The sequence below is a fragment of the Roseburia sp. 1XD42-69 genome (genome assembly GCF_003612565.1).
Lineage (GTDB): Bacteria > Bacillota > Clostridia > Lachnospirales > Lachnospiraceae > Roseburia_B.
The window spans coordinates 1-24713 of the sequence record NZ_RAZG01000040.1; the positions used below are offsets into that span (position 1 = coordinate 1).

Annotated in this window: 26 protein-coding genes, 1 other RNA gene and 1 pseudogene; 17 read left to right on the forward strand and 11 right to left on the reverse strand. The window is 42.8% G+C overall.

Translation table 11 applies throughout. From position 1 onward, the window contains the following. Positions 1–58: 58 nt before the first annotated feature. From D7Y06_RS16080 to D7Y06_RS16090, 3 genes are read right to left on the reverse strand one after another with little or no spacing between them, the layout of a single operon-like run. Positions 59–349 (reverse strand): hypothetical protein, encoded by a 291-nt coding sequence (locus D7Y06_RS16080; RefSeq protein WP_120408775.1) that lies wholly within the window; start codon positions 347–349, stop codon positions 59–61. Position 350: 1 nt separating this feature from the next. Beyond that, complete coding sequence (locus tag D7Y06_RS16085; protein WP_016293696.1) at positions 351–560, reverse strand: helix-turn-helix domain-containing protein; 210 nt, start codon at positions 558–560, stop codon at positions 351–353. 9 nt (positions 561–569) lie between these two features. Continuing rightward, positions 570–1112 carry a DUF2975 domain-containing protein gene (locus tag D7Y06_RS16090; protein ID WP_120408776.1) on the reverse strand — a complete coding sequence of 181 codons (543 nt, stop codon included), beginning with the start codon at positions 1110–1112 and terminating at the stop codon, positions 570–572. Between the two features lie 383 nt (positions 1113–1495). Here D7Y06_RS16090 and D7Y06_RS28630 point away from each other — a divergent pair. The 8 genes and pseudogenes from D7Y06_RS28630 to D7Y06_RS16130 all read left to right on the forward strand — a co-directional run. Continuing rightward, a pseudogene (locus D7Y06_RS28630) lies at positions 1496–1573 on the forward strand (AAA family ATPase); the annotation flags it as partial. A 347-nt stretch (positions 1574–1920) separates the two neighbouring features. After that, a complete protein-coding gene (locus tag D7Y06_RS16100; RefSeq protein ID WP_120408778.1) occupies positions 1921–3858 on the forward strand; it encodes an FtsX-like permease family protein in 1938 nt (645 codons plus the stop codon). A gap of 145 nt (positions 3859–4003) precedes the next feature. Next, the gene (locus D7Y06_RS16105; RefSeq protein WP_120408779.1) at positions 4004–4669 is read left to right on the forward strand and encodes an ABC transporter ATP-binding protein; all 666 of its coding nucleotides are present in this window, start codon (positions 4004–4006) and stop codon (positions 4667–4669) included. Positions 4670–4845: 176 nt separating this feature from the next. Further along, positions 4846–7227 (forward strand): Ig-like domain-containing protein, encoded by a 2382-nt coding sequence (locus D7Y06_RS16110; protein WP_120408780.1) that lies wholly within the window; start codon positions 4846–4848, stop codon positions 7225–7227. 78 nt (positions 7228–7305) lie between these two features. Further along, positions 7306–7878 carry a DUF305 domain-containing protein gene (locus tag D7Y06_RS16115; protein WP_120408781.1) on the forward strand — a complete coding sequence of 191 codons (573 nt, stop codon included), beginning with the start codon at positions 7306–7308 and terminating at the stop codon, positions 7876–7878. A 79-nt stretch (positions 7879–7957) separates the two neighbouring features. Then, positions 7958–9646: an AAA family ATPase gene (locus D7Y06_RS16120; RefSeq protein WP_120408782.1), complete on the forward strand. Its 1689-nt coding sequence runs from the start codon at positions 7958–7960 to the stop codon at positions 9644–9646. After that, complete coding sequence (locus D7Y06_RS16125) at positions 9636–10289, forward strand: hypothetical protein (protein WP_120408783.1); 654 nt, start codon at positions 9636–9638, stop codon at positions 10287–10289. The genes D7Y06_RS16120 and D7Y06_RS16125 overlap by 11 nt, the downstream gene beginning before the upstream one ends. Then, positions 10279–10791 (forward strand): GNAT family N-acetyltransferase, encoded by a 513-nt coding sequence (locus D7Y06_RS16130; RefSeq protein ID WP_120408784.1) that lies wholly within the window; start codon positions 10279–10281, stop codon positions 10789–10791. The genes D7Y06_RS16125 and D7Y06_RS16130 overlap by 11 nt, the downstream gene beginning before the upstream one ends. Positions 10792–10795: 4 nt before the next feature. Here the strand turns inward: D7Y06_RS16130 and D7Y06_RS16135 are convergent, their stop codons facing one another. The 4 genes from D7Y06_RS16135 to D7Y06_RS16150 form a co-directional block, all read right to left on the reverse strand. Then, entirely contained in the window at positions 10796–11101 is a 306-nt protein-coding gene (locus D7Y06_RS16135) for a PadR family transcriptional regulator (protein WP_120408785.1), read from the reverse strand. Further along, a complete protein-coding gene (locus D7Y06_RS16140; RefSeq protein WP_120408786.1) occupies positions 11085–11858 on the reverse strand; it encodes a hypothetical protein in 774 nt (257 codons plus the stop codon). The genes D7Y06_RS16135 and D7Y06_RS16140 overlap by 17 nt, the downstream gene beginning before the upstream one ends. A 133-nt stretch (positions 11859–11991) precedes the next feature. Next, the gene (locus D7Y06_RS16145; protein WP_120408787.1) at positions 11992–13833 is read right to left on the reverse strand and encodes a DUF2201 family putative metallopeptidase; all 1842 of its coding nucleotides are present in this window, start codon (positions 13831–13833) and stop codon (positions 11992–11994) included. A gap of 22 nt (positions 13834–13855) precedes the next feature. Beyond that, positions 13856–14917 carry an AAA family ATPase gene (locus D7Y06_RS16150; protein ID WP_120408788.1) on the reverse strand — a complete coding sequence of 354 codons (1062 nt, stop codon included), beginning with the start codon at positions 14915–14917 and terminating at the stop codon, positions 13856–13858. A gap of 420 nt (positions 14918–15337) precedes the next feature. Between D7Y06_RS16150 and D7Y06_RS16155 the strand changes: the two genes are divergently transcribed. The 3 genes from D7Y06_RS16155 to D7Y06_RS16165 all read left to right on the forward strand — a co-directional run bounded on the left by D7Y06_RS16155 (position 15338) and on the right by D7Y06_RS16165 (position 17414). Beyond that, positions 15338–15886 carry a helix-turn-helix domain-containing protein gene (locus D7Y06_RS16155; protein WP_120408789.1) on the forward strand — a complete coding sequence of 183 codons (549 nt, stop codon included), beginning with the start codon at positions 15338–15340 and terminating at the stop codon, positions 15884–15886. 3 nt (positions 15887–15889) lie between these two features. After that, positions 15890–16696, forward strand: coding sequence for a hypothetical protein (locus D7Y06_RS16160; RefSeq protein WP_120408790.1), 807 nt, complete (start codon positions 15890–15892; stop codon positions 16694–16696). Positions 16697–16763: 67 nt separating this feature from the next. Beyond that, positions 16764–17414, forward strand: coding sequence for a hypothetical protein (locus D7Y06_RS16165; protein WP_120408791.1), 651 nt, complete (start codon positions 16764–16766; stop codon positions 17412–17414). 69 nt (positions 17415–17483) lie between these two features. Here D7Y06_RS16165 and D7Y06_RS16170 read toward each other — a convergent pair whose 3' ends face one another. The 3 genes from D7Y06_RS16170 to D7Y06_RS16180 all read right to left on the reverse strand — a co-directional run bounded on the left by D7Y06_RS16170 (position 17484) and on the right by D7Y06_RS16180 (position 20074). Beyond that, positions 17484–18026 carry an NADH peroxidase gene (locus D7Y06_RS16170; protein ID WP_120408792.1) on the reverse strand — a complete coding sequence of 181 codons (543 nt, stop codon included), beginning with the start codon at positions 18024–18026 and terminating at the stop codon, positions 17484–17486. 4 nt (positions 18027–18030) lie between these two features. Next, positions 18031–18435, reverse strand: coding sequence for a Fur family transcriptional regulator (locus D7Y06_RS16175; protein WP_120408793.1), 405 nt, complete (start codon positions 18433–18435; stop codon positions 18031–18033). A gap of 94 nt (positions 18436–18529) precedes the next feature. Further along, on the reverse strand, positions 18530–20074 hold the full coding sequence (locus D7Y06_RS16180; protein ID WP_120408794.1) for a FapA family protein: 1545 nt from the start codon (positions 20072–20074) through the stop codon (positions 18530–18532). A 118-nt stretch (positions 20075–20192) separates the two neighbouring features. On the opposite strand from D7Y06_RS16180, the gene D7Y06_RS16185 reads away from it, so the two are divergent. Further along, entirely contained in the window at positions 20193–21242 is a 1050-nt protein-coding gene (locus D7Y06_RS16185; protein WP_120408795.1) for a DUF6128 domain-containing protein, read from the forward strand. On the opposite strand, the gene D7Y06_RS16190 is transcribed toward D7Y06_RS16185, so the two are convergent. Further along, positions 21202–21804, reverse strand: coding sequence for a GNAT family N-acetyltransferase (locus tag D7Y06_RS16190; RefSeq protein ID WP_158591391.1), 603 nt, complete (start codon positions 21802–21804; stop codon positions 21202–21204). The genes D7Y06_RS16185 and D7Y06_RS16190 overlap by 41 nt on opposite strands. A gap of 73 nt (positions 21805–21877) precedes the next feature. Here D7Y06_RS16190 and tadA point away from each other — a divergent pair, with 73 nt between their 5' ends. The 5 genes from tadA (at position 21878) to D7Y06_RS16215 (ending at position 24697) form a co-directional block, all read left to right on the forward strand. Further along, a complete protein-coding gene (tadA, locus tag D7Y06_RS16195; RefSeq protein WP_120408796.1) occupies positions 21878–22354 on the forward strand; it encodes a tRNA adenosine(34) deaminase TadA in 477 nt (158 codons plus the stop codon). Positions 22355–22386: 32 nt separating this feature from the next. Next, an RNA gene (gene ffs, locus D7Y06_RS16200) (signal recognition particle sRNA large type) lies at positions 22387–22649 on the forward strand. Positions 22650–22816: 167 nt separating this feature from the next. After that, positions 22817–23134 (forward strand): PadR family transcriptional regulator, encoded by a 318-nt coding sequence (locus tag D7Y06_RS16205; protein WP_120408797.1) that lies wholly within the window; start codon positions 22817–22819, stop codon positions 23132–23134. A gap of 4 nt (positions 23135–23138) precedes the next feature. Continuing rightward, positions 23139–23762, forward strand: a complete 624-nt coding sequence (locus tag D7Y06_RS16210) for a DUF1700 domain-containing protein (RefSeq protein WP_120408798.1) — start codon at positions 23139–23141, stop codon at positions 23760–23762. Continuing rightward, complete coding sequence (locus D7Y06_RS16215) at positions 23759–24697, forward strand: DUF4097 family beta strand repeat-containing protein (RefSeq protein WP_120408799.1); 939 nt, start codon at positions 23759–23761, stop codon at positions 24695–24697. The genes D7Y06_RS16210 and D7Y06_RS16215 overlap by 4 nt, the downstream gene beginning before the upstream one ends. Positions 24698–24713 lie beyond the last annotated feature (16 nt).

Sequence of the window (24713 nt, forward strand, 5' to 3'; positions counted from 1 at the left end):
TTATCTGCTGGACATTTTAAACTATAGGGAGGGCTGGTTACCTGCTTGTGTAGGTTAATCAGCAGACACTAACTATTTCAACAATAATGCGAATAACATGATGATGAATATGAAGATTTTTTCCCTTGAAGCCATTTATAAATGTACCAACAGAAATACTTAACATTCCAATAATCATAATCATTATAAAATTTTTGCACCATACCATGTTTAAAAACGTATATAAAAAGACTAACAAACAACCAATTAGTATAAATGCAGAAGATATACTTTTTAACTTTTCTTTATAGACAGCGAACACCATTAACCCTACATAGAATATTGCAAGTACTGCCCCACAAATTTTCATTTCACTCTCCTTTTTTATATTCTAAAATATCCCCCGGCTGGCAATCCAGAACTTCACATATTGCTTCTAAAGTCGAAAACCGAATTGCACTAATTTTTCCTGTTTTCATCTTGGATAGATTGACATTAGCAACGCCTACTTTTTCAGACAACTCTTTTAAAGACATTTTTCTATCTGCCATTACCCTATCTAACCTCATAATTATTGGCAAATTATCACCTCACAATGTTTCATCTGATTCCTTTTGCAAATCACAACCATAACTGAATATCAAAGAAATACAATAAACAATTATCGCAACTATCATTCCAATAATATTAACCCGCCATGTTAATTCTCCAATGGTGTAATAATCCACCAATGAATCGGAATAGCTTCCAACTATACTCAAAATAGCCGTTATAATTGCAACTTTTTTAATTCGGGTAGTATTTTCATGTGTAAATGGCGTAAAACCTTTTCTGATTTTATCAAATATGGCATAGACAAAAAATATCGCAAGCGAGATAAGTATTGTATCAATCAGCATAAATGCAAACATAATCAAAAGTGACCGCGCCTCAATACTTATTGTAGTTCCATTATTCGCTGTAACATTGAAAGCAGCAAGAAAAGATAATTTCGTTTCTTCACCCGAAAACACTAAAATGCCGATTGCTATTAAGGATAATATTACGATAACATTCGATACAATAAATCCCAACTTGAGTACAATGCTTATTTTCTTACTCATACTCCTGATTTTCTCTTGACTTGGTTTCATTTTCTTTACCTCCTATGTAGCGATTATATAACAAAAATATATGAAAGTCAATAATTTATTTACGATAATCATTAATTTTGTTTATCACATACACCTATTTTTTTAATTGTCACTATGGAATAGCAGACAGTTTTTACAAAATATACGGAATCCCTCTGATAAGACCTTTGAGGATTTCAAGGCAATGATACAAGAATCTTATGATTTTGCAAAAGAAAAATTCAACAAAAGAAAAAAGTAAATAATGCAACAGAAGTGGCGACAGTTCAATACGGCATTTGTAAGTTCTCTTCTCGGCAACGGGCTTGACAACGGGAGGGGCAACCGGCTATGGCTTTCCCGAATGGATTTGTTTTACCAATTCCGTATTGCGGACAAAGTGAAAATATATCTGCGTCAGCCGTCCAAGACGGTTCGGCAATTCCATGGCGGCGGATATGCTGGCGGCCTATTACAGCAGAGCGTTTTTATTCCCAACAGCGAAATACGCAGGGAATTTTTGAAACTGCCTATATTCAGTACAATGACGAAAATACATTAAGTTATACCATTTCCCTTGCCCTGTATGCGGCCAGAAGCTACTATACTTTGCACAGAGAGTTTCCCAGCGGAAAAGGCGTGGCAGACTGCCCTTGGTTGGCGAAAATTATGACAAAATGACCAAAAAGCATGAATATATCATTGAAGAAGCGTAAAATAAGGCATAAAACGGCCCGCCCGTTAAAATTGACAAAGTGCAACCGCAAATTGGCAGACAAAAAGTGCCGGCAGCCATATAATTACAGACAAAAGATTTGGAGGTGGTTATATGGGCAAGCCGGCATTTTTTTTGCGGTTTTACAAATCACAGAAAATGAGATTTGCCGTCCTGGTGTTTATCTTTGCATTTGCAGGGGCAATCCTTTCCTGCTCCCTTTTGGTGCAGAGCAATAACAAAGCCTATGCAAGAGCCCAGGCAAAAAACTGGGACAGTGAGCTGTCTGACCATGCTGGGATTGAAGATGACTTGGATAGGGAACTGGATTATGAATTTTCCGTGTTTAACCTGATGGGAAGGGTGATGGGGATTTTTGCCCTGGGCAGCATTTTAATTGTGGTGTGGGGGTGCAGTAGTATATTGATGTTCCACAACCGTTCCATGGAAAAATCCTATGCTATGATGAAAATATTTGGCATGGGAAATAGGGATATTTTTATCCGGGCCCTGGTGGAAGGTGTCTCCTTTGGGGTGCTAGGCGGACTTTTGGGGGATGCGGGAGGATATTTCCTGTTTTCCCATCTATCTAAAAAGCTTGGCCATACGGAGGGCTTTATCCCTATGTTTTCCGGGGAAATGTTTCAAATCCTGCTGTTGGTGGTGGCTATCCTTACGGTGATTGCTTTTTTCGGAAATCTGATTTCCGGGCTTTCCATCTATGAAATGCCTATTATATTTCTGCTTTTCGGAAGGAAAGGGGAAAAAGAAAAGCAGACAAACCGGATATACTGGGTCATTGAATGTATTCTTCTGTATGCGATGGTTTCTGTCTTGTTCCGTAAAAACTGGAAAGACATCAATATTATGCTGCTTATCTGCGCCGTGATTGTCCTGGTGCTTATGGTGATTTTTTACATTTTTTTTCATGAGCAGGGGAGGAAGAGAAATCACGGCATAAAAACCCTAGAAAAAATGTCAGGGATCAGCTATCGGTTTTTGTGCAGCAGGCATAAGCGTGATGCCATGCTGGCAGCTACAGTGTCCGTTGGGGCAATTCTGATCTGTGTCGGGGCAAATTTTATTTTTGATTTCTCCACGTCTTTAAGGAAAGCCTACAGTAAAAACAACGGGTATACCACAGTGGTGGAGGAGCCGGGGTTTAGGGAACAGGGCATGGTACAGAAAATTCTGGATAAAAACGGATATCTGTATACAAAAGGATATACAAAAGAAATGAAGTATGAGGATATCGGGGTAAAACAAGTGGAGGGGGAATGGGACGAGTTTTACGCCCTGGTGATAGACGGGCAGACGGACAACAGCCAGGCTTTTCAGGTGCCGGGGGGCTGTTTTGCTTCGGAAAATTATTTTTCGTACCGCTGTGGTTTGGATCTTAGGGAAGAAAGCGGTATTTTTGGAAAGGATTTGAAATTTTCAAAGCGGACGGGCCTGGGAAATGTTATGTGGAATATATTCCCTTATAATTTTTTTGTAAACCGCAGCGATTTCGGGTGGGGGCTTGACGATACCTGGGACACGGTGTTTATTATGGACATTGACTTAGAGGCGGAAGAAAAACTTGAAACTATATTGGCAGGACAGCGTTGCAATGTCATGACTACAACGGAATCGGTAAATGAAGTGGCGGAACTTTTGTCGGATTATTTAAGTGTCGTGGCAGTGACAGGGATTATGCTCATTCTTGTGACGGGAACGTTTTTCTATTCCATGGTGCGAAGCGACCTTTTGTCCAGAAAAAAAGAAATGTTTTTGTACCAGGTATTTGGGGCATCCAGGAGAAAAGCCTTTTGGGTGGTATTTCTGGAGTATCTGATGATTGCCTGGACGGCGGCGGTCTGTGTGCTGGCGGCATCTATGCTGGTGGGAGGATTTGTCTATGGATTTTTGCTGAGGACATTTTATCCCCTGTCGGCGCCTACGGTAATCATAACCAGCCTGTCGGTAACAATTTTTGTGCTGGGATGCTGCTATATTGCACAGTGGATAAATTTTAGAAGTGGAAAAATGGAAATGATACGGGATGAATAGGAGGAAGGCAAATGCGAAGCATTTTTAGGATGCCTTCCGACGAAATGGAGCCATAAGGAATCCTCCCGCAAGCGGGTCCCTCCTTGTGGCAAATGCCGCCGAAACGAAGTGAGGGGGCGCTACATTAAAAACAGGAGGAATTATTATGATTAAAGCGGAACATATTTCAAAAAATATCCAGGTAGGGGACAAAACGGAACATATTTTAACGGATATTTCTTTCGAGTTAAAACAAAATACCATTACGGCTATTGTGGGAAAAAGCGGGTGCGGCAAGAGTACTTTGCTTTCTATTTTAAGCGGTATTGACAAGCCTTCTGAGGGGAAAGTTTATCTTAAAAAGAAGGATTATTATTCCCTGGAGAGAAAAGAGCAGGAAAAGTTCCGGAATGAAAATATCGGAATTTTGTTTCAGAATTATCATCTGATTCCGGAGCTAACCTGTGAGGAAAATATCAGGATGCCCCTGGTTTTTTCAGACAAAAAGCTGGAGAGCGGCAGGGTGAAAAAGATGATGAAAAGCGTGGGCTTAGAAAAGCAGCGCAGGCTTTACCCCAAGCAGATGTCCGGCGGGGAGCAGCAGAGGACGGCCATTGTCCGGGCGCTTATTAATAAGCCTTCTATTCTCTATGCGGATGAGCCTACCGGAGCACTGGATTCGGAGACGGGGAACAGTGTGATTCGTTTTTTAGTGAAGTGCGCCCATGACCAGGGGCTTACGGTTTTGCTTGTCACCCATGATATGGGGATTGCCAATCAGTGTGATGAGATTATCAGGATGGAAAATGGGAGGATTGTAAAAGCGAAATAAATTGTAACATAGGATTGACTTTTTTGCAGATTTCTTTTATCATTTGCATAATATGACAACGGTGATTGATGTGGACTGGCCGAAAGGCCCTGGTTCACGGAACAGCGGGGAAATTCCCCGCTATTTTTTTGGAGAATACAATATAAGAAAATTATAAATAACAGGGAGGAATTATTATGAGTATGCAAGGGAGAAAAAGAAAACTGGCAGTTTTACTGTCTGCTTCAATGCTGTCATCAACAGTTTTTGGCTGCTGGCTTGGAACGGGCATCGTTGAAGTTCATGCTGCCACGAAAGAAGCAAAAAACTATTTTGCGGAGGGGCTTGGAACAGGAATAGACTTTTCGGAAAACAGTTGGGATTTTACCACGGTTTTTAAAACAGGAGCAGATGAAAACGTGGTAACGGATCCGGCGTCACAGGCTGGGATTGTGGAAAATGAGCATTCCGGAAAACAGGAGAAAATTGTAAGATTGATTAACAATGTCCGCACTGATGCAAAAAGAGAAGGGATAATAAGCAGCCGGGCGGGTGTAGCAATTGTTGGAGATAAGATATCTTTAAAAGATACCAGCGAATTTTCAGCAAAATATACAATTTCCATGCCGGATGCATGGTCTAAACCTCAAAATGCGGGGGGGGGGTATGGCATTGCCTTTATTGTTACACCGATGGAGGAGATAAAAGGGAATACCAGCACCGGTATGGCATATTATGGAAATAAAGACAGCCTTGTAATTGAGATGGACTCCTATTTTAATGGGGGGCATTGTAATTTTGATTCATCAGAGGGAACCTATGTGAATTGGGTATATGACAATCAGATTTATGCAAACTCCGGTTTCGGTTATTTGCAGGGACTTGCCGATGATACCAGAAATAACGGATTAGAATATGATTGGGTAAATAAAGGCCCCGCTTATTGGACAAAATTGAATAACTGGGGATATGCCAGCCTGCCGGACAGTTCCGAAAGAAGATTTGACCATATAGGTGTTATGAAAGATGGCGTTGTCAGGGAACATCATGGTATTTCTTATCTGAATGGTTTGAAACCGGATGAGGTGAAGAATGGTAAATATGTGAATGTCAATGCTGCATCCGCTTCCACAGCAAGTGACTCTTCAAAGTGTGCAACACGGTTTGCTGATGCAGGCGATATAGATGTATTAGGGGAAGGTGTGGATAACAGGCTGTTTACCCTATGGGTGGACTATGATGGGGAAAACTTATATGTCAGATATGCAAATGGAAGTTTTTTGGAAGCGGCAAGGCCTGAAAATGCCCAGATTGCAATGGAGAAAGTGTATGGATTCTCACATATATTTACAGAGAGTGATGTTCATATTGGTTTTCTTTCTTCCATCAGTGAGGATTCCATGGCAAATCATACCCTGCATAGTTTTGCCTTTGCTAACACATATTTTGAAAATGGCATACCAAATGACTATGTGCTGAACAATGAGAAGGTTAAAGCTGCAAAAAAGGCGGTGCAGCAGGCCCTGGAAAACATTACTGTGAAAAATGATACCACAGGGGAGAAAATTCAGGAAGCGGTAAATGATGTGCTTAAAAATGCCAGTTCAGATTTTTCGGATGTAACGGTAACAGTGGGAGACATTACAAAGACGGAGGCAACGGTAACCGGGGAAGGAAATATCCGTGGAACTATTACGGTTCGCTGCGGGGATACGGCAGACACCATAATTATAGATAAGACCATTGCAAAACTGCCGGAGAATGGCAACACAGGAAATATAACAGAAGGGGAAAATGGCGGCACAGGAAACATAACGGAAGGGGAAAACGGCGGCACAGGAAACATAACGGAAGAGGAAAATACGTCGGTGTCAAAGTTGGTAAGGGAGCTTAAGGTATCCAAAAAGACGGCAGAAAAAATCCTTGCCATGGCAGGAAAATATGATATTTCCATGGAAACGTTATTGATCGGGGAGGACACGTTTAAGAAGCAACAATCGGAAGGAGATGTGAAAGGCTCAACTTTTTACAGGCTTCAGGCAGCGGGATCCAAAACAACGGCAAAAAGTGTAAAGCTGACATGGAAGAACGTAAGAGGAGCTGACGGTTATCAGATTTATGCAGCCAAGTGCGGCAGGAAAAACAAATGGAAACTGGTGAAAGATATCCGAAAGGGCAGTACCAAAACTTTTACCCAGAAGAAGCTTAACAAAGGAACAGCTTATAAATATGTGGTGCGTGGGTACAAAATGATAGACGGCAGGAAGATTACGATTGCGGCATCAAAATGTGTCTATGTTTTCACAGACGGTGGAAAATACGGAAATACAAAATCCGTGAAGGTAAAAAAGACCAAGGTAAACCTTAAAAAGGGAAAGACTTATCAGGTTAAGGCTTCCCAGGTGAAGGAGAAAAAGGCGCTGAAAAAGTACCGGAATATTTGTTACGAATCAACGAATCCAAAAGTAGCGGCTGTCTCAGGAAAGGGTCTGATCCGGGCAAAGGCCAAGGGGACATGTAAGGTTTATGTCTATGCCCAAAACGGTAAACAGAAGGAGATTAAAGTTACCGTAAAGTAAGTCTTTTTGTAGTGTGCAGTGTCGGGAAATGCTTTTTTGCATATGATACATTAATGGAATAATTAGAATGAAGAAAATATGAGACATTGCCACAATCTTTTGAACCCGGAAACAGAAAAATATTTGCAAAAATACAACCGCATATTAACTGAAATGATAAGGGGAATGGAGGAGGCAAGGCTAAAGGACAGCATTTCTTACAATTTTATTGTCCAGATGGTTCCCCACCACCTGGCAGCGATTGAAATGTCAGAAAACCTTTTGGCCTATTGTCCCATTCCTGCACTGAAGGAAATCGCAGAAGGAATTATCACGGAACAGACCAGGGGTATCGGGGATATGCTTGAGATTGAAGAGGAATGTGAGGCTTGCAGGAACACACCCTGCCAGTTAAATAAGTTTCAGGGAAGGATAAACCAGATTAAACAGCTAATGTTTTTCCAGATGCGCCATGCCTGTGCAGACAACAATATTTCCTGCAATTTTATGCGGGAAATGATACCCCACCATATGGGGGCGGTGCGCATGTCGAAAGCTGCCCTGGAATATGAAATTTGTCCAGGGCTTGTGCCGATATTGCAGTCCATTATCACTTCCCAGGAGCATGGTATTATGCAGATGCGGGAGTTGATGCGGAAAAATTGCTGTTAGAATATATTTTATCTGCTGTCCTTGCTGTGGGAGGTTTTTTGTGCTAGGATAAGTGAAACAGAAATAAAGGAGTGAGGGCATGGCAAGGACAGTGGCAATAGGGGTACAGGATTTTGAAACCATTGTTACCAACAATTATTTTTATATAGATAAAACAGATTTTATCCGGGAATGGTGGGAAAACGGGGACAGCGTAACGCTGATTACAAGACCTAGGCGTTTCGGGAAAACCTTGAATATGAATATGGTAGAAAAGTTTTTTTCCTTGGAATATGCCGGGAGAAGCGATTTGTTTGAAAACTTAAATATCTGGAAAGAGGAAAAATACAGAAAACTTCAGGGGACGTACCCTGTGATTTTCATGAGTTTTGCGGATGTGAAAGAAACTGAGTTTCCTTCTGCCCGGAAAGCTATCTGCCGTAATATAAAAAGGCTATATAACAGACATGATTTTCTTCTGGAATCGGACTGTCTGAATGAAGACGAAAAGGATATGTATAAGAAAGTCGACCCGGAGATGGAGAATTATATTGCATCGGATTCCATAAGGGCTTTGGCGGATTATTTGCAGCGGTATTACGGGAAAAAGCCCATTATCCTTTTGGATGAGTATGATACGCCCATGCAGGAAGCCTATGTCTACGGGTATTGGGAGGAAATGATATTATTTATCAGAAACCTGTTTAATTCCACTTTTAAGACAAACCCGTATCTGGAGCGAGCCATTATGACAGGGATTACAAGGGTGAGCAAAGAAAGCATTTTTTCTGACCTGAATAATCTGGAAGTGGTCACGGCAACTTCTGATAAATATGCGGATTTTTTTGGCTTTACGCAGAGAGAAGTGTCGGATGCCTTAAAGGAATTTGGCCTGGCAGACCGGGAAGAGGAAGTGAAACTCTGGTATGACGGTTTTATCTTTGGGGAAACGGCAGATATTTACAATCCCTGGTCGATTCTAAATTTTTTAGATAAAAAAAGGTTTTCCACCTACTGGGCCAACACCAGCAGCAACAGCCTGGTGGGGAAACTGATCCGGGAGGGAAGCAAGGACGTAAAAATCATTATGGAAAACCTCTTAAAAGGGGAGGTCCTCTGTACAAAAATAGACGAGCAGATTGTATTTAACCAGCTTGACCACAACGAATATGCCATATGGAGCCTTTTACTTGCCAGCGGTTATTTGAAAGTAGAAGAATGTAACATGGATCCAGACCGGGAAAAAGACGAATATAAGCTGAGGCTTACCAACAATGAAGTAAAATATATGTTTGAGGATATGATAGAAGGATGGTTTAAAAATTATGCCCCGGCATACAATGACTTTATTAAGGCGCTTTTGATGGATGATGTAAAGGCTATGAATTACTATATGAACAGGGTTGCCCTTGCTACTTTCAGCAAGTTTGATACGGGAAACAGGCCTTCGGAAACTGCGGAGCCGGAAAGGTTTTACCACGGATTTGTCCTGGGGCTTATGGTGGAGCTTAAGGACAGGTATGTGATTACCTCAAACCGGGAAAGCGGTTTTGGGCGTTATGATGTGATGATGAAGCCGAAGACAAATATGGACCATGCCATTATCATGGAGTTTAAAGTCCATGATGCAGAGGATGAGAAAACCCTGAAAGAAACGGCGGAGGCAGCGCTTTTGCAGATAGAGGAAAAGAAATATGCGGCATCTCTTGAGACTGAGGGGATTCCCCCGGAGCGAATCAGAAAATATGGCTTTGCCTTTCAGGGGAAAAATGTGTTGATTGGAGTATAGAAACGAAGAATTTATGGATACAGAAAACCGAAATGATTATAAAATTTATCCCTTAAACTGGGAAGAAATAGAAAAACTATATCATACAAATATGCAGCAGGATTTTCCGGCACCTGAAATAAAACCTTTTGGCATGATTGAGGATTTACATCAGCGTGGGCTTAACAAAGTATATGGCCTTTTTGGAAAAGGGGAACGGGAATTATCCGCTTATGCCGTTTTTGAGGCGGCAAATGAAGGGAATGTCTGGCTTTTGGATTACTTTGCGGTAGAACGGAAAAAACGAAGCCTGGGACTTGGTTCTGTTTTTTTAACCCAGTTGAGGGATGTATTAAAAGAAACTACAGATACGGAGGCCGTATTTTTAGAGATAGAGCGGATTGACAAAGCCCCGGATGAAAAGCAGCGTCTGATTCGGGAGCGGAGAAAGAATTTTTATCTGAAAAACGGATTAATAGAAACAAATGTTTTTACCGTGGCAGACGGAGGGTTGGATTACGAGATTCTTTGCCTTCCGGTTCAAAAACAGATCATGGGACAAGCTGCAGGGGAAAAGATGAAGCAGATTTATAAGACATTTTTTGAAGAAAATTCTTATGAGGTATATTTGAAAGAATGTAAAGGAGCAAATAATGATACTTGAAACAGAGCGTTTATATTTCCGCAGGATGAACCAAAATGATTTCAAATCCCTATGCAAAATCCTGCAGGATGAGAAAACCATGTATGCCTATGAGGGAGCTTTTAGCGATGGAGAGGTACAGGAATGGCTGGACAGGCAGATTTCCCGTTATGAGAAATGGGGATTTGGCCTGTGGGCCATGGTTTTAAAGGAAAGGGATGAGGTGATTGGGCAGTGCGGCCTGACCATGCAGCCCTGGAAAGAGGAGGAAGTGCTTGAGGTGGGATATCTCCTCCAACGCAATTACTGGCATAAGGGCTATGCCACGGAAGCTGCCAGGGCCTGCAAAAAGTATGCCTTTGAAATTCTAAATGCAAAGGAAGTATGCTCCATTATCAGAGATACAAATGCGGCATCCCAAAAGGTGGCTGTCAGAAATGGCATGACGGTAAGAGACAGTTGGACGAAGCATTACCGGGGGGTGGACATGCTTCATTACCGCTATGTTGCCAAACGGGAATAAAGATTTACCTCAACTGTTCCACGATTTCACAGAGTTCCTCCCAGGACTGCATTTTCCTATCTAACTCTCTTTCCCCCCCAGGAGAGAGTTTATAATATTTCCTTGCAGGGCCGCCGGACACCTCCCCCTGGTACTGCACGGCAAATCCCTCTTTTTTCAGTCTGCGCAAAATGGCATAAAAGGTGCTTTCATTTACGTCCGGAAACAGCAGGTTCATTTCTTTCATCAATTCATATCCATAGTAATCTTTTTTTGCTAATTTCAGCAGAAGGCACATTTCAAGAATCCCTTTTTTAATTTGAGCGTCCATGTCCCACCTCCCTTTCCAGGATGAAAAAAGATATAAGGGCTGCAGCCAGGGAAATGAAGTATGGTATCATAAAAAACGGATATTGGTAGAACACTGGTATATCCATATTGCCCAGGTATCGGTTGTATCCGATAAGGCTTAAAAAAATCCCCGTGATTTGAAGCAGTGTAAAATAGGACTGAAACTGCCCCCGTACAATTTTAATCAGGGAGCTTCCCATTCCCAGCAGGCAGAGCAGGGAAGAGCCCCAGTAGAGGCCGTCGCTCCAGGGAAAATAGCCTGCCAGATATGCTTCCGGGAAGATAAAAAGCAGGATCAGCTGTACAGCAAGGGCGGTAAAAAACAGGCAGAGCTGTTTTCTCAGCAGTTTTTTCCGGTCATAGTTATAGCAGGAATCCCAAAGGCAGTTGATTCCCAGCACAAGCCACAGAAGAACTGCCCCGGGGACGATAACCCCAAAGGGAAGCATAAAGGAAGCTGCGAAAGGTAAGGAGTAGCCCGTATATCCTATCCAAAAAAGCAGGCTGAAAAAGATAAAAGAGATGGCGCAAAGGATGGCAAGGATGAGCCGGAAATTCTTTTCCGGCGCAATGTCTCTGGCAAATTCCCGGTATGTGCCAAACTTTGGACTGTGGCCTGTGTTTTCTTCCTCCCGCAGAAATCCTTCTGTATCTGTGAGAAGCTCCCGCAGAGAGGAGGCGGGAAGTTTAAAGATTAGTCTTTTTTGCAGTTTTAGCAGATATTGGTTTCGGTCCATGTGAAATCCTCCTTTTTTAGTACAACGTAGTATTTGTTGTACTAATATTACACCAACTACTGTTTAAAAATCAATAGTTTTTTGAATAGTAGAAAGAAAAGATAGAAATTCGTAAGGTTTTTCACAATTTGAGTTATTTTTGAAAATAAAAGACTTTGCCTACGGGGCGAAAAGGCAGCCTGTTTCCTTTTGGAATCAGGAAAGCATGTTCCCGTTTCACTTTTAGATTGTCTTCAATATAGCCGTCTGTAATAATTAAAACCGGCCCTTTTCCCGGAAAGTCTTTTGCTTTTTCCAGCAAATCAATGCCCGGCTGTAAAACGGTGCCGCCCCGGCCGGTGACTTTTACCCTACCGGCAATATCATCCGGGGACATATACCCTGCGTCTGTGGCATCTGCGTCGCAGAATACCACTCTCACAAAGGGCACGTCTTTTGACACTGCATAGCTTGCAATGGCTCCTAAGGCCAGGCCAAGCTGTTTTTGGGACATGGAGCCGGAGGTGTCCAAAACCACTCCAAAGGTTCTGCTCTCTAAATCTTTTTCTAAAAAGGCGTAGCTGGGCCTTGGGATATCCGGGGTCGCGCCCTGCCTGCGGCTTGGCCTTGCGTAAGTCCGGTGTTTTTCCATAGGGGGAAACATGTGGTCAAACCATTTTGCCAGTTCCACTTCCCAGGGAATAGGCGGGGTAGACAGTGCCCGTATTTCCTCCACAAGCCCTGCAGGGAGATACCCTCTCTGATTTGTTATGTGGAAATCCAGCCCTTCTTTCAAAGCATTTTTTAAAAATTCATCCAGGCTTACCCCTTTGCCTGCGTTTTCAAACCTGGGTGTGCCGTTTCCGAAAATGTCTCCGTGTCCATATCCCCGGAAGGTGGCATTTTTTTTAAACTTCCTCATTTCTTTTACAATTTTATCGTAAATGGATTCTGCAGAAAGGTTCTTAAGCTCCTTGTCATAGAGAAGCCCTTCTCTTGGCATGGCTCCGATTTTCATTTCCATGAGCCAGCCGTTGATCACATAGTCGCAGGCAATGTTCCACAGATAAGGGTCCCGTCCCTGGCACCGCTTGTGGTGTTCCAGCCCTGCATGTAAATATTCGTGAGCCAGGACAAATTTCCATTCCTCCTCCGAAAACCCGCAGGCGGGATTGGCGTAGATTTCCCCTAAAACCGGGTCCACGGCGGCAATGTGTATCTCATATCGTTTACAAATTTCCCACTCTTCCACAATTTTAAAGGAAGATGCCATTCCCCCTAACAGGGGGTAGTGGGCCAAAAACCACTGGGCGGCTTTTTTTACCGGGGTATCTTTGCCGGGATTTATCCCATGCCCTCCTGCATCACTGACCACGGAAGTGACAGAGTGGGTGATGGCGTAGGAAAAAGCGGCGGCGTATGTATTGCTCTCCCCGCTTTTATAATACAGAGGATGTTCCAAATCAATCATATCTCCCCGGCGGGGGGAGTTGGTTCCGTAAGTCTGCCTTATGGTTTCCCCTTCGGTTTCCAACAGGTGGCTGTATATTTTCCTCTCATCATTCAGCCGGATGGTATACTCATTTCTTGGCTCTTCAAAAACAGAATCCCCGAATTGAATGTCTGCTAAAAACCGGGTGATGTAAAGGTCACAGGCCTTGTTCCAGACCAGGGGATTAAAATCTTCCTTCCCATGAAAGGGCATAGTTTGGGCATCAAAATGCCCAAAGGCCAGATGTAAAAGACAGTGGGCGATGACATAGGCCCATTGCCCGGGGGAAAGTTTTGCCTGGGTATTGACGTAGACGTCGCCGTATTTTGTCACACAGGCCGCGCTTTCCCCGGAGGAGAGATGGGCCTTCTTAATATAGATATCCCCTTTTAACCTGCCCAGCAGAATGTGCTGCTCAAATATCTGGAATCCCGATAAAAAGCGTGCTTCTCCCGGAGGAATGTCTTTTTCATCTGTGTAATAATTTTTATGTAAATAAGCCATGTTTTTCTCCTTTTTCCAAAATCTACAGGGTGTCCACCAGCCTTGGCAAATCTCTGATGATTTCCACCATAAACCAGTCGGGGAGAGTTTCTTCTTCATCTGAGGCCACTGTCATCTGGGCAATTTCAAAATTAATAACGGAAAGCTCTTTTATCATTGCTTTTGCCCGGTAGACAAAGTGTATAGTGCCCTTTGGGAGGTCCTGTTTGCTTTTGGGAAGCTCTGTAAGCAGCCTTCCCCGGAAGGACTGGGCAAGGAAATAAAGCAAATCCCGGTCTTCCGGTTTCTTTGGCCATTTTGCCTCCTGGGCAATAATGTCATCCAAAAGGTGGGAATTTTTAATATTTTTCGTGTAGGCCAAAAACATCCCCGCATGGGAGGGAGTTAAACATGCATAGGAAATCATGCGCAGAACTTCCGCCGGGATATCTTTTTTCCCTGCGTGGTATTCTGTCAGGGCATCGCTTAACATATGCCAGGACCTTGGGGTGGAAAATGGCTCTTCCGTCTTTGGAGGCTCTGAAAAAAGATGGTCAGGCCGCTGGGAAATATAATCCGTCACCCAGGGATGCAGCCCCACACCTTTCGCCCATTTGATCCACTGTCTGGCATCGGCTTTCATCTGCACGTGGAACATGCGGTTAATCAGGGCGGAGGACATGGTTTTTACAATGGCGCTGTCCTCTGCCCGGTTTCCTGCCCCCACCACAATACTGCCCTCCGGCAGATGGTATTCCCCGATTCTTCTCTCATGAATCAGGCTGTAAAATGCTTTCTGCACCTCCTGGGAGCAGGCGTTTAACTCATCTAAAAACAGCACGTAGGGTTCTTTTCTTGCAATCATTTTCGGGGGGAGAAATTCGGAAGTCTCCCCGTTTATTCTGGGGATGCCGATAATATCCTCCGGCGCCAACTGGCTTCCCAAAAGGGATACGCAGGGAAGCCCCACTTCCCGGGCAAATTTTTCCACAAGGGCGGATTTCCCGATGCCCGGCGCTCCCCAGATGAAAACAGGCCGGATGGGCGCTACATTTAACAATATTTCCAACAGGTCATTTTGTGTCACTGTAATAGGTAAATTCATATAAATCCTTTCTCACAAAACGGCACAGTCCTCTTTTTATATTGGCACAGCATGGTATTATGTGCTTTTTTGGCTATGAAAAAACAGCAGCGAAGAGCTGCATAGAGATGCCTTTCGGCATAGATAATAAATGAAAATAAATAAACCAAATTTTAATTAGCCGTAAAAGAGGCCCTGCACCTGATATTTAGTTGTCTTTTTCCTGAATGAAACATTTGCTTTGTCATAATTGACCTCCTTTCGTGCTGGTTAAAAAGTTACGGGCTGCCAGAGAACATCTGACTGAAACTTTATATCGGACAGTTGCAGAGGATTGTTAACCCCTTAAAATAAGGGGAAAAATATATTGACGGACCCTTATTTTAAGGGTATACTAATACCGTAGCAGAAATATACTGTTTTTATGAATGGAGGGGTAACTTGGAACAGAAATTATTTGCCATTTCGAATGTATTGTGTGGAAAAGACATAAAAGCTATACGAAAAAATTTGAAATTGACCCAGGCGGAGTTTGCCCAGCTCTGTAATGTTTCCGTGAAAACCATTGAACGATGGGAGGGCAGCGATAAAGAAATTACAGGACCAATTGTGACATTGATGAAAGTTCTGAGAGAATACCCCCAGATCAGGGAGGAATTGGAGATACCTGCCAGGGCATATCAAATGCGTTTGTGGTATATGCATGAGGATGAGATTTGCACTATAATTGATGTGGAGGAGCGGAAGAGGCTGGTAAAAGTATATAATTATACGAAAGATTATATTTTCAGGGCTTTTGGCAGAGAGGAAAGACCCACATTTGATCAGTATGAAGAGTTTTTGGAGAGCCGTTGCTTTCCCAGAAGCCGTGACAAAATGAAACTTATTTTGAGAGAACTTGACCTGCCTTTTTATGAACCGTTAATGATCATAGAAAAAACCCAGGGCAGGATGGCGGAAGATAATTTCTGGATAAAAATAGAGAGGTGAGGTATGGTAGAATTATCAGAGCAGGATATCAGAACAAATAACAGGCAGTCTTCAAAGGGAAATCAGTTAAAATGGTATAAAAATGAAATATGGTACAAAGCTGATTACACCGGGTATGAAGGGCTGGCTGAATATGTGGTATCAAATCTGCTGGAATGGTCCAATTTAAAAAAAGGAGAATATATCGGTTACAATACGGAAGAAATCTGCTGTGGATATGCCAGATATTTGGGCTGCAGCAGTACAAATTTTCTTTCGGAGGGATGGCGTCTCATAACACTGGAGCGTCTGTTTCAGAATTTTTACCAGGAAAGCTTGAACAAAAGTATCTATTTGATCAGGGATATGGAGGATAGAATTCGGTTTTTGACAGAACAGACGATACGGATTACCGGACTTAGGCATTTTGGCGAGTATATAAGCAAATTATTGACAATAGATGCATTTTTCCTGAATGAAGACAGGCATACCCATAATATCGCAGTACTAATGGATGAGGAGGAAAAATATCATTACTGTCCTATTTTTGACAATGGCGCAGGCTTGCTGTCAGATACAACAATGGATTATCCTTTGAATATTGCATTGGAAAAATTAATAGGAAGAGTTACATCAAAAACATTTGGCAAGGATTTTGATGAGCAATTAGATGCAGCGGAAAAATTGTATGGACAGCATATTAAGTTTAATTTTGGGGAAAAGGATGTCTGGGTACTGCTGGAAAAAGAGAAATATTATTCGGAGGAGATTAAGGAACGGGTTATGCAGGTTATACGGGAACAGCGCAGAAAGTACAGCTATTTGTTTTGACTTAGTTGACATGCCCTTGTTTTAGAGATATAGTAATGCAGGAAATAAACAGGAAGGGAAGACTTATATGAAAAAAGCATCCGGAATAAATTATTTGATTTTAGCTGTATTGGCCTTTGCAAGTGTGGGACTGGAACTGCTTTTGGCTTTTGGGGCAGAACCTGTTTTATACGGCGGGCCTACCAGTCAGTGGACAGATATGCAAAACATCATGCATTGGATATTTACTTGTATCTTATGGGGGACTGCAAGTTGGTTTATGATTCGTTTTGCAAAGAAAAAATATGGATTTGACCTGTTTGAAAAAGGAAATAAAATGGCTCTCTGGCAATGGCTGCTGATATTTGTCATTATTGCGGGCAGCCTGGTTGTATCTTATGTTAGCTGGGATGGCAGTAAGGTTATAAAAGAATTTTATGCAAACGGCCCGGTGAAATTTATATTTCAGTACATATACTATATTTTTGAAACTGTTTTAGTAATGCTTATCCTTGTGTTTGGACAAAAAGCTTTTGAAAAGTGGTTCCACAGGCCGAATATTCCTTACGGCGGTATTATTGTTGCTGTGACATGGGGAATTGGACACTTTTTTACGAAAGATGTATTAACCGGGATTGTAACGGTTATTTCCGGTTTGGCATTTGGAAGCGTATATCTTTTGGCAAACAGAGATATCAGGAAAACATATCTCATTTTATTTATCATGTTTGTTTTGTAAATAAAAAAAGGAACAGGCGCAAACGCACCCATTCCTCTCTAAATGCCTTATCTTACAGATTTTTTTATTTTAGCCAAAATATCTCTTTAACAGGCCCTCAAATGCTTTGCCGTGTCGAGCCTCATCCCTTGCCATCTCATGAACCGTATCATGGATTGCATCCAGGTTCTGAGCTTTCGCTCTCTTAGCCAGATCCGTCTTACCAGCGGTAGCGCCGTTCTCAGCGTCCACACGCATCTCTAAATTCTTCTTTGTGCTGTCTGTTACAACTTCGCCTAACAGCTCTGCAAATTTAGCAGCGTGCTCTGCCTCTTCCCATGCGGCTTTTTCATAGTATAAGCCAACTTCGGGATATCCTTCCCTGTGAGCCACACGAGCCATAGCCAGATACATACCAACTTCGGAACATTCTCCTTCAAAGTTTGCTCTTAAATCAGCAACGATGTCTTCGCTGACACCTTTTGCAACGCCTACTACGTGCTCTGCTGCCCAAGTTTTTTCACCTTCCTGCTTTTTAAATTTCTCAGCAGGCGCTTTACAGACTGGACAGGATTCCGGTGCGGAATCTCCCTCATGAACATATCCACATACAGTACATACAAATTTAGCCATTTTTTTATTCTCCTTTTCTTATAAAAGTATTTTTAATATTACATTTCGGACAAAGTCCGAAAAAATGTGTAATGTGACCAGTAATCACACCAGAAAAATTCTGACGTGCCGCTTCATCAATCTCCGGCATAGGCCCAATATCCATGTCCAACACTTGTCCGCATTGACTGCAGATAAAGTGGTAATGGGGACTGGTTCTTCCATCATATCTGTCCGGGCCGTTCCCTAAAGATATGCGGAGGATTTCGCCCATGTCAGCCAGGAGATTCAAATTTCGGTACACCGTACCAAGACTGATGTTGGGAAATTCCTCTTTAATATCCAGATACACCGTCTCCGCTGTGGGATGTGTAAAGTGCGAGTCCAGATATTTTTTGATGGATTCACGTTGTCTGCTATAGTTTGGCATCGTGAGTCCTCCTTTGTAAAAATAGGAATCATTACTGTTTATGCAAACACTATAGTATAAATTCTAAGGTTTGTCAATGTATTTTATAAAAAGTTTATATTTTATTTGAAAGAATCCTGATTTCTCTTTGGTGCCTCTTTATGGTGACATTTTTGTACTCGGAATGAAGGGTATGGCGCAGTCCGTTTATCGTAACCACGGTTCCGGCAAAAGTTAATTCGCTGACTACAATTTTTCCCTCCACAGACCGGGAGTTAATATCAATCACCCGCTCTCTTTTTGTGTACAGTTCGTTTAAAATTTCCTGACACTGGGCTTTTGCATTGGCAAGTTCCTCATTTTTGGCAGTGAGCTCCGGTGTGGCAGGCTGGGATTTTAGCCGCATGGAAATATTGTCAAGTTCCCGCAAAAGGTCGGAAAATTCATCTTGTTTTTCCAGGGTAAGGCTGTCTAACTCTTCCATTAAAGCCTTAAAATCTTTTTCCAGGCCAATGGTAAGCCGTGTGGTTACTCCTGCACGGTTTCCTATAGAAGCTGCGGAAATCAGTTCTGCAGCCGTAAGAGAGCCTCCGATGATGGTTCCTCTTTTTCCAGATACAATAATGCAGTTATTGGATTCTATTTCACAGTTAAGCAGGGCTCCGGTATTCACTTCGTTTCCTGCAACTACCTGGGTCTGCTCTAAAAAACGCGCCATTACATTACGTCCGGCCTGTATAGTTCCGGAGCCGGAGCCCTGCATGCCGTTTTTCAAAATAACATCTTTTCCGGCAAAGAGATTAGCGGTTTCCACATGGCCGTTAATGGTTATATTTCCAGTTGTATTGACAGTGACCCCTGCAAAGACATTGCCCTGTACGATAACATCTCCGTTAAAATCCACGTCTCCTGTGGCGGCGTCAAGATTGCCTTCAACGACATAGAGAGGCGTTACAATTAAGGCATCTTCCTCAAATGTGACACTGCCTTCCAAATCTGCATAATATTTGTCAGCTTCCTCATTCATGTGGCAGTTTGTGCACTGCAGCGGGGCTTGCTCCACTCCTTGGTAGGCCTTTAGTGTCTTGCCGTATACGTCTACCCCATCTGTACCTGGTATGGCCCCGTGGTAAGTGACAATGTGCTGCCCTTCCACTACTAGTTCAATTTTACCCAGTACGTTGTAATCCACCGTGCCGTCTGGATGGATTATTGGCCGTTTTTCCGGTTCCGGATTAAAGTGAAATTCAAAAAATCCGTCTTTGCCGTCAATGGGTGCCGTACCCTGGGCAATCAGCACCTCTTCATAGTCATGTCCTCCTGCCGCCAGTTCCAGCAGGGTTTTTTCCTGTATGCCTGTTACAATTCCATTTTCTTTTAAAAGTTCACGGATTTCCTCCTCCGTAAAGGGGCCGCTGGGCCGATAGTATAAAGTGATTAGCGCCTCCGTACAGTCTTCCGTAATATGCAGAAGGTAATCGGAACTGCTCTGTAAGAATGTGTCATTTGTTCCGGAATATTTTAACAATTTTTCAATTTCCGTATCGTCTGGCATTTCTAGCGGCTGTTCATAGCGAGAGGAACCGTCTGTTGAAATAAATCTGGATTTTCTGTTGGTCCTCTCGGCTCTTCTGCTTCCTGTCTGTGTGTAAAATCCCATAATATCCTCCTGATAGTCCTTACATTAAAATATTTTAGAATTCTGTCATACAGCATTATAGCATATTTTTCAGACATGAACATAGAATATACTAAAAATCCATGGGATGAGGGTAAAAATGGCAGGATTTCAGCGTTTTATCAGTTATCTTTATAAATATGAAAATGATAACAGACAGGAGAATATCGGTTTTGCAAAAGTGGAAATTCGCGGGACTTCTTACAGATTAGAAGTGCATGTAAGAAATCTGAATTTGGAAAAACCGGACTGTACTGTATATCTATTTGCAAGAAATAAAGAAATTATGCATGGAGTTCCTATTGGGGAAATGTATATACGCCGGGGAAACGGTGATATGCGCTATGCTTTTGAAGAGAAGGATTTAAGTGAATTTGGGATAAAAATGGAGCAGGTGGAGGGGATTTTTATTCAGGTTTCCGAAGGGTTATATATTGCCAGCCAGTGGAAGGAGGGAGAAATCCGGGAAAAAAATCTTCTTATGTTAAAGAAAGGGGAGATGGAGGATGCCTTTAGGCCCAGAGAGGAAGTCGTAATATCAGAGGAAAAGGAAACCGTACAGACTTCGGAGGAGAACATAACGGAAGATTTCCGTGAAGTGACGGAGGAGACGGCAGAGGAAAGGAAAGAAGCTCCGAAAAATGTGACGGATTCTGTGGAGCAGGAATCAATTGGGGAGGAAAAAGGTTCTGATGAGGAAAAGAAAGGGGAATCCGGGGATCAGCAGGATGGGGAGCAGGGAAAAGAAAATTTGAAAGCCACAGAAATTCCCCTGGAAAAATTTTTAGAAGAGGGGGATTTAGAAGGGGCGTTTCAAAAACTCCGATTAAAACTCACCGTATTTTATCCATTTCAGGGAGAGAACATCGAATGTGTGAAAGTGGATATTACAGATCTTCAGGAACTGCCCAAAAAGTACTGGTATCTGGGGAAAAATAGTTTTCTGCTCCATGGTTTTTTCAATTACAGGCATCTGATTATAGGGGAAATCAAAGATGAGGAAAGGTGCAGCTACTTTGTAGGGGTGCCGGGAGTATTCCAGAACCAGGAGCGGATTATGGCGGCCATGTTTGGATTTCCCGAATTCCGCACTGCGGAGCATTCTGAATTTAAGACAGGTAATTTTGGCTACTGGTACAGGGTAATGTGATTTCTGCCATGTCTTTTCTGAGGATGGCAAAGAGGAGATGGTCTGCCCATCTGCCCTGTATTTTTGCACTTTGTCGGCATAGGCCTTCTCTCTGAAAACCCAGGGATTCCAAAAGATAAATCGAGTTTAAATTTTCTGGCATTACATAAGCTTCTACACGGTGAAGATGAAGTTCTCCAAAAATATGGGGGAGAAGAAAGGAGATGGCTTCTTTTGTAATGCCCTGGCGCCAAAATGCCCTGTCCAGTTTATATCCCATACTGCAGCGCTGAAATTCTGAGCGGATGATATTGTGAAAAGACACGGTTCCGATAATAAAGTCCGGGTCTGTCTTTTCATAAATCCAGTAGCGGAAGCCTTTGGATTTCAAAAATAGCTGCTGCTCACAGTGGAGAAGGGTGCGGTGATAATTTTCCGTATAAAAATTTTCCGGGCGGGTGGGTTCATATTTCTCAAACTCAAGGCGGTTGCGGTAATAGAAATCAAGAACCTGCTTTGCATGCTCCGGCTGGTCGCTTAAAACTTTTAGGGAAAGCCGGGATGTTTCATATTTGTAATTCATAGGACTACCTTTCCTCTTTCCATTCGTATATAATAAGTATACTATAGGGAAATTTTTTTGAAAAGGAGATTCTATGCAAAGTCCGGAAGAAAAATTTATGAGGGCGGCTATACGGGAAGCAAAAAAAGCATATGCTTTGGATGAGGTTCCCATTGGCTGTGTTATTGTCAGGGAAGAAAAAATTATTGCCAGGGGTTACAACAGAAGGAATACGGATAAAAATACCCTGGCCCATGCGGAGCTTTCCGCAATTAAAAAAGCCAGCAAAAAGTGCGGGGACTGGCGGTTGGAGGACTGCACCATGTATGTCACCCTAGAGCCCTGCCAGATGTGCGCAGGCGCCATTGTCCAGTCCAGAATGAAAAAAGTTGTGATAGGGGCAAATAATCCCAAGGCAGGCTGTGCAGGCTCTGTATTAAATTTGCTTCAGATGGCGGCATTTAACCACCAGGTGGAAATAGAAAAAGGAGTGCTGGAGGAAGAGTGCTCCTCCATGCTCAGTGATTTTTTCCGGGAGCTTCGGGAGAAACGGAAGAAACAAGAGAATTGACAAACAGATAAAAAAAAGGTATACTTAAATCTCCGAGCAGCCGGGGTGGCAGCGGTACCTTGAACCAGCAATCCGCTATAGCTGGGGTGATATCCTGTCTGAGGGCTTTCGTCTGTGGAGCAGCCCTTCATAAGTGGCGATGACGCTTGGGTCTTACGCAACAGAACTTTACGAACCAGGTCAGGTCAGGAATGGAGCAGCCTTAAGTAAAACCTTTTGTGTGCCGTAAGGTTGCCTGAGCTGAGTTAACTGTGGAGGTAACGTCTATGGGCAGGGCTCGAAGCAGGGTGCTCGGTTAAAATAAAAAGGCAGACGTCTTTTTCCGTAAAAGGAAAAAGGCGTTTTTTTGTGCTCGGATACAAAAATTTTTCATTTAGTATTGACAAAACAATATTATATGTCATATAGTATTAAATAACAAATAATATTATTTGAAAAATATTAAAGGCAGGAAGTGGTAGGATGGCTTTTGGAGTAGGAGCTGCCCTGTTGGATGCGATTGTTCTTGCTGTAGTTTCAAAAGAGGCGGATGGAACTTATGGATACCGGATTACCCAGGACGTAAGGAGTGCCATTGAAGTCTCGGAATCAACGCTGTATCCCGTATTGCGCAGATTACAGAAGAACCAGTGTTTAGAGGCATATGACGTGGAGTGCGGCGGGAGAAACCGGAGGTATTACAGAATCACGCACAATGGGGTTATAAAATTAAATGATTATAAAAAAGAATGGATGGATTATTCATCAAAAATTACACATCTGTTCTTAGGAGAGGAGTAAAGGCATGAGCAGACAGGAGTTTATGGAGCGGCTTAACCGCCTGTTAAGTGACATTCCGGTAAATGAACGTCAGGAAGCGTTAAATTATTATGAAAACTATTTCGAGGATGCAGGACCGGAGAATGAGGCAAAAATTATCGAGGAACTGGAATCCCCGGAAAAGGTGGCTGCCAGCATAAAAAAAGATTTATTTGGAGAAAACTATGGGGCAGCCAGGCAGGAAGATAAGGTGAAAGACCAAAATGCAAAGACCCAGAGAAATATTTTAATCGCTCTTGTTGTAATTATCACGTTTCCCATATGGGTTGGCCTGGCAGGAGGGCTTTTTGGAGCAGCGGTAGGGCTTTTGGCGGCAATCCTTGGCATTGGGGCTGCGTTAATTGCCTGTGTGGCAGTATTCTTAGTTGTGGGCTGCGCCCTGATTGGAATGGGCATTGCAAAAATCGTAGTGGGATTTGCTGCTTTAGGGCTGGTGGTTACGGGAATCGGCATGTTAATGTTTACCATAGGCCTTTTAGGGGTCATTGCCCTGGTTTGGATTTTGGGAAAAGTGATTCCCTGGATGATAACAGCAGGGATTGATTTGTGCAGGAGGCTGTTTACAGGAAAGAAGGGGGTAGTAAAATGAAAAAGTTTACAAAAGTATGTCTGATTATTTGTCTGGTATTGCTGTGTATTTCCGCTGGGTGCATTACCGCAGGGGCGGCTATGGGAAGCAGCATTAAAGAGGCCAGGCAGGCAGCAAATGCCGGGGGGCTGAATCTATGGGGCTTTAATATTGGAAAAGGGCTGTTTTTCTGGGATTATATGGATGAGTTTGAGTCCGAAGAGGATGCAAAGATAATAAACGGTGTTGTGAATGAAACTTTCCCGGCGGAAAGTATTAAGGAATTGGAAATGGATTTATATTATGGTAATATTATTATAGAAGACAGCGGCAGCGAAAATATTACGGTGTCCATAGATGCCCCAAAGCGGCACAGTTACAAATGCAAGGTCAGCGGAGATACCATGGTACTGGATGAAACCACAAAAACCTGGAGGCACATTATAAACCGGAATTTTACAAAGCCGGAAGTGATTATCGGGATTCCCGAAGGGAAAAAGTTCGATCAGGTGGAGTTGGTTTTCTCAGCGGGAAAGGTGACCTTGGACCACAGCTTAACCGGGAAATCCGTATTTTTGGAAGTGGATGCCGGGCAGCTTACGGCGGAGATGGTTACTGCGGAAGAACTTGAACTTGAGACAGGGGCAGGAGAATTTATTTTAAAGGATTTTATCACAGATTCACTGAGTGTTGATTGCGGAGTAGGCAATATGGAAATCAAAGGAAAGGCCGTGGAGGAAGCGGATCTCACCTGCGGAGTGGGCAATATCCTCCTGAATCTTACCGGAAAACCAGAGGATTATAATTATGACATTTCCTGCGGAGTGGGCAGTATTGAGATAAACGGCAAGTCTTTTTCCGGCCTTGGAAGAAATAAGCTAATTGACAACGGTGCAGCCGGTGAGATATCTTTAGATTGTGGTGTGGGAGCAATAGAAGTAGAAATAGAAGAATAAATTAAATATAAATTTA